Source organism: Pirellulales bacterium, assembly GCA_019694455.1.
Taxonomy (GTDB): domain Bacteria; phylum Planctomycetota; class Planctomycetia; order Pirellulales; family JAEUIK01; genus JAIBBY01.
Genome location: JAIBBY010000080.1, coordinates 1 through 12,237 on the forward strand (window position 1 = coordinate 1; position 12,237 = coordinate 12,237).

Consider the following 12,237-nt stretch of genomic DNA (forward strand, 5'->3'; position numbering starts at 1 on the left):
GCGACACGCGCCCCTGCGGATCCCGCTGGTCCTGGCCGCCACCGGCGGGCTGCTCCCCGCCGGACAGCGGCTCCCCGACGACTACTGGCTCGTTCAAGCGCGGCAGCCCGTCCGCTTCCAACAAGCCATCGAAACCCTGGCCGCCGCCAATGGCGGCGGCGGCGCCGACCTGCTGCTCGAGATCGGGCCCGGCCAGACCCTGGCCCAACTGGCCACGCAATGCCTGGAGAATCTGGGTCTTCAGCCGTTGGGCCGTGACCCGTCGGGCCGGGAGGCCTCCGACCGGCCCACGCCGCGCGTCCTGGCCAGCTTGGCGCGGGGACGCGAGTGGGAGAGCCTGCTCGCAGCGCTGACCCAACTCGAAGCGGCCGGCGCCCCCCTCGACTGGCAGGCCTTCTACAGCCAACAGCCGGGGACCTATCGCCGCGTCCCACTGCCGACCTACCCCTACGAGAAGCGACGCTTCCGGTTGCCAAGAGCTTCGCAACCAGATGTCACGTTGTTCAAAGAATCAGAACCAATTAGAGCCACTGCGAATGTTGCCTCCATTGCTTCTCCACTTGATGAAGCCTGGTTCCATCAAATGTGTTGGCGACTGGCGCCAATACTATCGCCGTCTTCACACCCTGAACAAGCGACGCTCGTTTTTGTCGACGAGCATGGTCTGGGCGCGGATCTAGCGCGCAGGTTGACCGAACATGGCACTCGCGTAATTCGCGTTTCCCAAGGGCATCGTTTCGCCCAGAAGTCGGACTCGCACTTCGTGCTGAATCCGGCGATCGAAGAGCATTATCACTCACTCCTAAACCATGCGGCCCTGCGAGGCGTGTCACAAGTCGTGGACCTCTGGTGCTGCGACATCGAATCCGCGCCGGTGCCGGAGTCACTCGCCGCGCTACTGTTCCGTTATCGGTCGCTCGTAGCCGCGAAACTAGTGGGCCACTGGTGTGTCGTGACCCGTGGCGCGACGCGAATCAACGGTTCGGAACACATTTCGCCTGAAGCTGCCGCCATTTGGGGGGCGGTCAGATCGTTGCGGCGTGAGACACCATCTCTGGGCGCGCGGCTTATCGATATAGATCACAACAACCTTGATGCCTCGTGTTTGCTCATTGAATTGGCAAGTGACGACAGTTCCGCAGACACCGTAGCTGAAATCGCGCTGCGCGGCGGCCAGCGCTATGCGCCCGCGTGGCAACCCATTGACCATGTCCAGAAGCAGCCAATCGCCATCCGCCAGGGAGGCGCCTATCTGATTACGGGTGGTCAAGATGGCATTGGTTTCGAGACGGCGTACGCGCTGGCTGAATTGGGCGCAAGCCGCTTGCTGTTGGCCAATCGAACGCCACTGAGTACGAGCGACCAGACGGGCGCGCAGCCGCATTCGCTGTACGAAACAATTCGTCGTCGAGCCCAGAATATCGAGCGACTCAAGCGAATGGGGGTCGAAGCGATTCCCATGTCGCTGGACGTGGCCAACCTGGCAGACGTGCAACACGCGCTTGCGGCCTGGACTGCTACTCATGGCCCAATCCATGGAATTGTGCATGCCGCCGGAGTCCTCCAGGACGCGCTGGGAATCCATGCCTCACCACAATCGGTCGACGCGGTGCTGCGACCCAAAGTCCTCGGATGCGACTGTTTGCTGTCTGCGGCGAAAACGCTGCACTGCGATTTTCTGATCATCTACTCTTCAATAGCCGCGCATCTCGGGCAGATCGGACAGTCAGCCTATGCAGCGGCCAACTCGTATGTCGACGCGTGGTCGAGCAATCATGACCGAAGCGGCGGATCGCCTCGCGTCATGAGCATTGCATGGGGCCCATGGTCGGCGGTGGGCATGGCCGCGCGGACCAACGTCGATTCGACTTCTGATTTGTCGACGATCGAGACCATTTCGCCGGCGGTGGGGCGCGCGCTGTTCCACGAAGCGCTGCAACTTGGCCAGTTGAACATGATCGCATCGCGCAGCCGAGTGCTGGCAGCGACGCCCGTTGCTGATCAAGTGCCCAACGCGGCAGACAAGCAGCAAGCTCGGCCGCCAGTACAGTCAACCGTAGCGGAGATGTTGGGGATTTTGCGAGAGGTGCTTGGCGCAGTGTTGTCGCTGGCCCCGCATGAGATTCCCGAGTCGACGAATTTTCAAGAGATCGGGCTCGACTCAATGCTCGCGGTGCGCGCGACCCGCGAACTCGAGCGCCGGCTAGCCACTCGACTCGATGCGACATTGCTCTTTACCAACCCTACCATCCGGGAACTGGCGACGGCACTTCAAGCGACGCCGATACCAGCTTCTGCACCGCCACTCGATGTCACGCGAGACGCTGTCCTCGTGGTGAACGCAGCGACAACCACCACTTCCATGTCGGCCACGGAGATTGCCGCCAATCGCGCCGACATTGCGGTGATCGGAGTCGCGCTGCGGTTTCCAGACGCCAACTCGCCAGACGAGTATTGGCGGAATATTACGACGGGCCGAGATTCGATTGGCCCGATTCCTGTATCGCGCCTCGAATTTGTCCAGACGTTGGCCGACCCAGCCGCCACTGTCCTGGGCGGTTACTTACAGGGCATTGACCAATTTGATCACGATTTATTTGGCATTTCGTTGCGCGAAGCTCGGCGAATGGATCCTCAGCAGCGTTTGTTGCTGGAAGTCGCTTGGCACGCCATGGAGAACGCGGGGTATCGCCCGAACCAACTAGGGCAAGGGCGTGTCGGCGTGTTTATCGGCGCCTCAAGCAGCGAATACCTGCATCTGCTGGCGGCCGAGAATCAACATCTCGATCCGCATGTCGGCTCGGGCAACTCACCCAGCATGCTCGCGAATCGGCTATCCTATTTGTTCGACTTTCGGGGTCCTAGTCTGACGCTCGACACGGCGTGCTCCTCATCGTTGGTGGCGGTGCATCTTGCTTGTCAGAGCATTTTGCGCGACGAAGCCGAGGTCGCGCTTGCTGGCGGCGCCAATCTAATCCTCAACGCAGGCGGCAACGCGATCTGCACAGAGGCCGGCATGCTGGCCCTGGATGGGCGTTGCAAGACATTTGACGACCGCGCCGACGGCTATGTGCGCAGCGAAGGGGTTGCGGTGGTCGTCTTGAAATCACTGTCCGCCGCTATTCGCGATGTGGATGATATTTGGGCCGTGATCAAAGCATCGGAAATCAACCACGACGGCCATTCCAAGATTGGCTTGACCGCGCCCAACCCTAAGGCGCAACAGGCGTTGATCCAGTCTGCGTATCGAAAATGCGGCTTCTCTCCAGAAACTGTTGGCCTGCTCGAAGCACACGGCACAGGTACGGCCCTTGGCGACCCATTGGAACTACAGGCACTTAGCGCGGCGTTTGGCGGCGCGGACTCACGGCAAGCCTGGTGTGCGATTGGTTCGGTCAAGTCCAACCTTGGTCATCTGGAAGCCTCGGCTGGTATCGCCGGATTGATCAAGGCGGTTCTCGCATTGCGCCATCGGCAGCTTCCCCCAACACTGCATTTTCAATCGCCCAATCGATCGATTAACTTCGAAACTTCGCCATTCTTCGTCAACGACCGCGCTCGCGCTTGGTCTGGGTCGCAAGGCCCTCGCCGTGCGGCGGCCAGTTCATTTGGTTTTGGCGGCGCCAATGCGCATGTCGTCCTAGAGGAGTTCGTGAAGCCGCCCCGTGATGACCATGCGCCGCGCGTGGAGGTCTTGACTCTTTCTGCGCGAAGCGAGCGGGCGCTCGCTCAACTCGCCGAAGCGTTTGTCAGGCATCTTGAGGCGAATCGAGAACTCGCGTTTCGAGATATTTGCTTCACGGCCAATTGCGGACGCACTCCATTTGCGCATCGACTCGCTTTATTGGCGAGCACCACCGAAGAAGCAGTTCGCAAGCTCACCGATTTTTGCGTCGGACTTCGCGACAACTCGCTGTTCTGCACCGCCAGCGACCCGTTGTCACAGGATGCGCTCGTTCGCGAAACGGCATCCAACTTCTCAGTCGATGCGCGGCATTTGGCAGCTGACTGCCTGCCGGACGAATTTCGTCGATTGGTCCTTCTCGATGCATCGGATGCGGAATTCAAGGACTATTCAGAAATTGATCGCGGCGAAGCTCTGTCGCTTTTGAGCCGATTGTTTGTTCAAGGGATCCACGTCAATTGGGCGCCACTGTATCGCAGTCTTCCCATGCAGCGCGTTGCCTTGCCGGCAAGCCCGCTACAGCGACAACATTGTTGGTTGCCACGCGGCCTGCCAGCAAATGTTGGCGCACCTGCGCCGCACGCGGCAACCATCGATCCGCCGCTGCCCGACCGATCGCTGCTCGACGGCTGGCTCTATCGGCCGTTGTGGCGACCTGTTTCGCGCGAGTCGCGAAATGATCAGACCGCTGAATCGGCGCATTGGATTATTTTTAGCGATTCCCAAGGCTTGGGCCGGGCTATCGCCGCACAGCTTCGCGAACAAGGCAAGGTCGCAATCGAAGTTCGTCCTGGACTGCGATTTGCTGCCACCGGCGACGCATTCACGATTCATCCAGATCAATTTGACGACTACTGCCGATTGCTGAAAGCCGCAGGCAGCGATTCGGGCCCTCCGGCCGTGCTCCATCTTTGGTCCCTGGATCACACCAGTGGGTTGAGTAATCGGGCATCGTTCGACGCGGCCTACTCGGAAACTGCGCGGAGCGGCTTCACTCTAATCAAGGCACTTGCCAATCAACCCGGCCGGCAAGCACGACTCGTTCGCTTTGTGACCGCCGGCGCGGTGTCGCTGGATGACGACTTGGAGGTAGGCAATCCCATCGCGGCCAGCCTGTTCGGGCTGGCTCGTACGGCAAATCGCGAGCGGCCAGACCTATTGTGCGAATGCATCGATATCTCTCCATCGGATTTCAATGAGCCGCGACTTCGAGAGCGACTGATTGCGGCTGCTGGCGGCGCTACGGATCCGGTAGAGGCTTTTCGCAACGGCGTCTCGTTTTCGCTCGATTATCAGCCGCTGATCGCCGAGTCGAATCGCCCCAACCTGCCACTGCGCCAACGGGGCGTTTATCTGATTACTGGCGGTCTCGGCGGCATTGGTCTCGAAGTGGCACGCTGGCTTCACCGCCGCTCCGGCGCTCGGTTGATACTGCTGACTCGGCCGCACATCGCCGATCCGGCCGGCAGCGATCCAATGACCGCCGAACGCACCGCGGCAATTGAGCAATTACGTTCGCTTGGCGCCAACATCTCCATTCAATTGGCGGATGTCTCCGATGACAAATCGCTCCGCGACGCGCTGGCACGGATTCGCGCGGAGCACGGCAAAATCAACGGCGTCTTTCACGCGGCAGGCGTACTCGCACATGGCTTGACCAAGGACAAATCTCAAGTCGAATTTGATGCAGTCCTGCAACCCAAACTGATTGGCACGCGATTGCTCGACGAAATCACGCTGGATGATCCACCGGATTTTCTGGTTTTGTTTTCGTCGATTGCCGGCATACAAGGCAGTGTCTTCCAGGCCGATCACTCCGCGGCCAGCACCTTTCTCGACGCGTTCGCGCACTGGAGAACACAACAAGGCCGCGCCACCTACGCGGTGGACTGGGGTTTATGGTCCGAGGCGGGGCGCGCCGCCACGCACTTGCGTCAATCGCAGGCCACCGGCGATTCATCCATTCGTTCTTTGTTGGATCCCAATAGCGGCGCCGCCGCTGGTGTCGTGGCAATGTCCAGCGCGATCGGGCTTGCCGCGTTGGAAGCGATCTTGGTCGCGGGCGAGGCGCAAGTCGTCGTCGCGCGATTGCGTGACGCACCTTCGATTCAACCAGTCGGCGTTGCGAACCAACAACGTGCAGCGCATCCGCAAACTCCAGCGCAAGTGGATATCGACGACCTGAAGCAAAGTCTGATCGAAACATTGCGCCGGATTGTGGCAGTAGCGATCGAAGAACCGATCGGTCGAGTGGATCCCGACGCGCCCGCCGTCGAACTGGGAGTCGATTCGATTATCGCCGCCAACTTAGCCAAGACAATTTCTCAATTGTCTGGCAAGAATTTTCCCCGAACCTTGCTATTCGATCACCCAACACTGCGGCGATTAGCCGACGCCTTGATGGGGGAACATGGGGTTTCGCGACTAGAGAATTCACAAGCTGTTTCCAGCCATTTGGATAGGAATCCACCGGAAGAAATCGCTCACGACACGATCCAAGTGGAGGGGTCAGTCAAGCCCGCGAGCGCTACTGCGACCGCCAACACTTATCTGCAACCGCACCTCAGCGACTCCAAAATTGCCGTCGTGGGCATGGCTGGACGGTTTCCAGATGCTTCGTCACTCGACGCGTTTTGGAGCAATATCCAACAGGGGCGCGATTCGATCGCGCCGGCGCCGTCCGATCGCAGCGGTTGGCGGACGGCGATCGGCGACATCGCGGCGACAGAGACTCGGCGATACCAAGGCGGATTCCTCGACAATATCGATCAGTTTGACCCCGAGTTTTTCCGCATCACGCATCGTGAAGCCTGCGAGATGGATCCGCAGCAGCGCTTGCTATTGGAAACTGTCTGGGAAGCTATCGAAGACGCGGGCTATGCGGATGGTCGACTTACTGGCTCGCGAACTGGTGTCTTTGTCGCCGCCATGTCGAGTGAGTTTCTCGCCGGGGGAGAGCCAAACTCCGACGGTGTGTACCTCGGCACCGGAAACGCCACTTCAGTGATCGCCAATCGTGTTTCGTACTGCTTCGATCTTAAGGGGCCAAGCTTGGCGATCGACACTGCTTGTTCGTCGGCGTTGGTCGCCATCCATCTCGCCGTGCGCAGTCTGCGCGCTCGCGAATGCGACTACGCCCTTGTGGCGGGCGTGCAAGTTGGCGTGACTCCAGGCCATTATGCGGCATTGGAGCGCATTCAGGCCTTGTCGCCAGACGGTCATTGTCACAGCTTCGATCGCAGCGCGAACGGCTATGTGCCGGGCGAGGGTATCGGCGTCGTGCTGCTCGCTAGGGCGCAAGCGGCCTGGGAGGCTGGAGATCGCATTCACGCCTGCATCGTTGGTTCGGCGATTAATCATGGCGGACAGGCGGCCGGGCTGACGGTGCCCAACTCCGGTTCACAGGCGCAGGTGATCGGTGAGGCACTCGCTGATTCGGGACTATCGGCCGAGACAATCGGTCTGATTGAGGCGCATGGCACGGGCACTTCACTCGGCGACCCGATCGAGTTCGCTGGCTTGTGCCGCGCGCTCGATCAACCGCGTCGACAAACTTGCGCGCTCGGGACCGTCAAGACCAATATCGGTCACCTGGAAGCTGCTGCTGGGATTGCCGGCTTGATCAAAGCGATCCTTTCGATCAAGGCAAAACAATTGCCCCCGCATCCGTCGGTGCGAGAAATCAACTCTGACATTGAGTTTGAGTCGAGCCCATTCTATTTACCCACTCGGTTGCAGCCATGGACTGAAGATTCGTCGCCGCGCCGCGCGGGGATTAGTTCGTTTGGATTCGGTGGCGCCAATGGTCACGTAATTGTTGAAGAAGCCCCGGAATTGCCGGTCCCGCCGCCTTCGCATTCACCAGCGGCAGCGGTTTTTACCGCTTCGGCGCGAAGCCAAGTGGAACTAAGAGCTTTGCTCGAACGGTATGTCTTGAGGATTGATTCGGCAACGGAACTGACCGATTTGTGTCGCACGACGAACGGTGGACGACGTCACTTCGAGACGCGACTGGCGATCGTCGCCAGCGACATGGCTGAGCTTCGCGCATCGGTAAAAAGCTGTTTGGGTGATCAAAACTCCGATCGCGTTTGGCACGGCGTGGTCGATCGATTCAACAAGCCCCGCGTGGCGTTTGTGTTCTGTGGATTGACGCCGATTTCTCGCGATTTGATCCATCGGATGACTCAGTCCGAGCCTCAGTATCGAAATGAACTTCAAGCCGTCTGTTCAGAAATTGATTCCCTGATCTCACAAGGACTATTCGACTGCTTGATGCGGGCGCCAGACGCGTCGGGCAACAATTGGGAACAGATTTGTTTGGCGGCATTCGCGGCGCAAGTCGCCTATGTGCGACTACTACAGCATTGGGGAGTCCAACCAGCCTGCGTCCTGGGCTTTGGAGTCGGCGAGTACGTGGCAGCGGTGTTGTCTGGGCATTTGCCGCTCGCCGCTGCCGCCGCCGCGTTGACTATGGTCGCACGGCAGCGTGATGCCATCACCGCTAAGGAAACCCTGTTGGCCGCCAATGCGCCCCAAGCAATGGTGACCTCGCTGCTGCCGGCCGATTGTTCTGTAACCGTGGTCGGCGAGCCGACGCGGTCGTCGACAATCCTGGCGGTCGCCGATCATTTGGTCGATGCGGTAGTCGAGTCTCTAGATCGGCGCGGAGTCAGCACACGCCGATTCGCCGCGCCGCTCTTGGTCGCTTCTGCGGCTTGGCAGGAGGCTTCACGAGGATTGTCGATCGCTTCGACCAACTTCAGCGACAAATCACCTAACATCCGTTGGATTTCCAGCATCACGGGCGCGACCGTTCAGCACGGAACCTGCGATGAAACGCTTTGGAGTCGCCAACTTAGTGAGTTGCCAAAGTTTGCCGAGTCGCTAAACAAGCTTGCCCAACAACAATGTGACCTACAGATCAATTTCGGCGAATTCGGGCCTTTGGGCCAAATCGTAACGAATGCGGAGGGCGCTGATTCCATTTCGGCCCTGACCGACAGCGAGGCGCCGGCCTCACTACAAGAGGCCGTTGCTCGCTTGTATGTGCGCGGATGCCGGATCGATTGGCGCACGTATGAAGCCGGGCGTGGCGGCCGCATCATTAGCCTCCCGACGTATCCGTTTCGTCGTGTGGATTGCCGCCTTACCAGAATTCAGCCTCAACAAGCGCCGAGCGATGTGAGGGCGTACTACGATCCCGCGCCTGCGCCCAGTCAAACCAGCGGCCTGTATCACGCCATCGAATGGCGAACGGAACACTTGGTTTCTCCACAGCCATTGTCCGCCGGCGCTTGGCTGGTGTTTCATCGACATCAAGCCGCCGCGCGCCGTCTCATTGATCGACTGATCGATTCTGGCAATCGCGTCATTGAAGTGCTCGCCGACAAAACTTGGCAAGCAGGCGACGTTGTGACCATGCGCCCCGAGAATGTCGACGACTACCATCGACTGGCGGAATGGATCAAGCAGCATGTTGGCCAGGTCCAAGGCGTAGCGCACCTTTGGACCTTGCCGACCTTACTTGACGAAACAGCAGAAGTTGACCAAGAGCGGCAACTCGACCTGGGATTCCGAAACATCTCCTACCTGACGCAAGCGGTATTGGCGCAATCCGAGATTTGCCAGCAGACCACGGTTGCCGTGATTACCGCCGGCGCCACGGACGCCGGCCAATCACCTTGTCGAAATCCTCTCGCCGCCATGCTGGAACCGGTGCTGCGGGTGTTGCCTTACGAATTGCCCAACCTCCGCACGCGCTTTATCGATGTTGATCCAAGCGAGCCAGCGTACCGCATCGCGGAACAGGCTCATGCAGAACTGGGCGGCAACGCGGAACAACTTCAAGTCGCCTATGCTCGCGGCGCGCGACTGCGATCCCACTTGGTCAACAAGCCGCTCGATGCTGGCCAAAGCTCTGGCTTGCAGGAAGGCGGCGTCTATGTCATTGCCGGAGGTCTAGGCAGCGTCGGTTCCGCTTTAGCAGGCCACTTGCAACATCGATTGGGAGCGACAGTGGTCCTGCTGGGTCGCACCGATCTTGGCAACACAGTGGACATAAATTCGGCGGCTGCGCAACTGCGGCAATTGCGATTGCTTGGGCTCAAGCGTCATGCCAAGCCGGCGCAATACGTGTGCTGCGATATTACCGATGCCACCGCGGTGCGAGCAGTGTTCGCGGAACTCCAAGCGCGATATGGCCAGATCGCCGGTGTAATTCACGCCGCTGGGCATCTGGAAGACGGTGTTATTTGGCGGCGGACCCCCAGCGACCTGGACGATGTGATTCGTTCCAAAGTGGCTGGCTCATCGATATTGAGCGAAGCAGTCGATCGTTGCCAAATTCCGCGGTTTGTCCTGTGCTCGTCGATGTCGGCGTGGACGGGAGGTGTCGGCCATGCCAGTTACGCCGCGGCAAACGCGTTTCAAGGCGCGCTGGCTCGTTATCGGCGTGATACGCTCGGCAGGCCGGCAATTGCAATTCATTGGGGACCATGGGACCAATCGCGATCCGTCGATGACGAGCGTTATCGAAGAACTCTGCAAAATAGCGGCATCGAACCCCTGAGCGACGCTGCCGCCTTGGCCGCATTCGACGAGATCATTCGAGCGAATCCCGTCACTGTTGGAGTGTTGCGCAAATCGAGTACGAATATCGAAACGCGACTCCCCAACAAGGACATCGAACTCCGTGGCGCCGGCGCGCGCGCCTGCGAGCGCATCGCGACGGACGAAACGACGCTGGCGCCATACCAGGGCCTTGCGCCACTGCTGGACCGACTTTGCGCGTCGTACATTGTCGGCGCCTTACGAGAGCGGAATCTGTTCCAACACGCGCAAGACTCGTACGACATCCACGACATTGCGGCCCGCCTGAAACCGCGTCCGCAGTATTCTCGGTTATTGACGCGATTGATCGAGCACCTCCTGGCCGACCAATTGCTGGTCAAGAATGATGGTAAACTACTCGCAACGGCGCAATTTTTCGAACGATCGGCCCAGCGTGAGTCCGCTGAACTTGCGCGGCGATATCCGCAGTTTGCGATCCAACTTCGCTTTCTGCATCGCTGTGGAATTCGGCTGGCGTCGATCCTGAGCGGCGAGTTCGACCCGTTGCAAGCACTGTTCCCGAGCGGCGACACAACCGAAGCCGAATGGCTGTACGCCAACTCTCCATCGACGCGCGCCGCGGCGGAAATCTGTCAAGCCATCGTGCCCGCGATCGCTCGACAGGTCGCCGACAATCGAGAGTTTCGGATTCTCGAAATTGGCGCCGGCACGGGGGGCACGACACGGTATTTGCTTGATGCGCTGCGCGGCGTCGCAAAGCGATATCTGTTCACCGATGTGTCGCCAGCGCTTGTCGATAAAGCCAAGCGTCAATTTGCCGCGGCGCACGATGTCGAGTTTCGCGTATTGAACATCGAGACGCCGCCTACCGAGCAAAGTTTGTCGTTACATTCATTTGATCTCATCATCGCCGCCAATGTGCTGCACGCCACGCGCGACCTGCGTGAGTCGCTTGTCCATGCTTGCGAACTGCTTCGCCCGGGCGGCCGCTTGCTGCTCGTCGAGGCGGTTCGAGAATCGCGATTCGGAGATTTGACCTTCGCGCTGACTGAAGGGTGGTCCAGGCATTCCGACGATTCATTGCGTTCGAGCGGCCCGCTCTTGGATGTCAACGAGTGGCGCTCGCTGCTGGCAAGTTTGGAGTTTGAGGAACTCGCTGTTTTTCCGGATGCCAATGTGCCGGCGCACGCGCCATTGGCTGACGCGCTGGATTTGCGCGTGATCTGCGGGCGGAGCACAGCCGAGGTCGGCGTATCCAAGGTCGTTATCGCCGAAGCAACGCGCCGAATATCGGAAGTTGTCGCATCGGGTACTGACCAAGAAACTGACGCGGCGACGCTTGGCAACGTCCACAGACAGGTTCGGCGCGCATTGACCGAAATATTCGCTCAGGTCGCGCGATCGCCGCATGGCGCCTTCGACGCCCATCGATCCTTCCAGGAGCAAGGAATCGATTCGCTGATGACCTTGGAGGCCTTGGCGGCGATCAAGGCGCGATTGGGAATTTCAAATCTCAGCCCGCCACAGGTTTTTGCGTATCCGAGTGTGGCCCAGCTCGCTGAGTTTCTCGTCGCGGAGCGGGCCAGTCAGATCGCCGACTGGGCGTCGACTTTGCCTCATAAGTCCAGCGATAGCGCGTTTCGTTCACAAGAGTCGAGCATCTCAAGTACGACTGCCGCTGAGTCTGCGACACCTCCTCTACATCGAGACACCATTGCCATTGTCGGCTATGCGTTTCGACTTCCTGGCGTGGATGTGGCAGGCGATCTCTGGGAGTCGCTGAATCAGCCGGAAAGTCCGCTTGGCGCTCCGCCAGTGGCGCGCCAGCAACTCGCCGGCATCACAGACTCCTCTCTCCCATCGGCCGCGAGTGGCGGTTTTTTGGAGGGGGTGAGCGAGTTCGACGCGTTGTTTTTCCAGATTTCGCCGCGGGAGGCGCGACGCATGGATCCGCGTCAGCGGCTGTTTCTGGAGACGGC

Annotated in this window: 1 protein-coding gene; it reads left to right on the forward strand. The window is 59.7% G+C overall.

Annotation, left to right across the window (positions count from 1 at the left end):
* The coding region (locus tag K1X71_19855; GenBank protein ID MBX7075404.1) for an SDR family NAD(P)-dependent oxidoreductase at positions 1 to 12,237 on the forward strand (12,237 nt) is incomplete at both ends.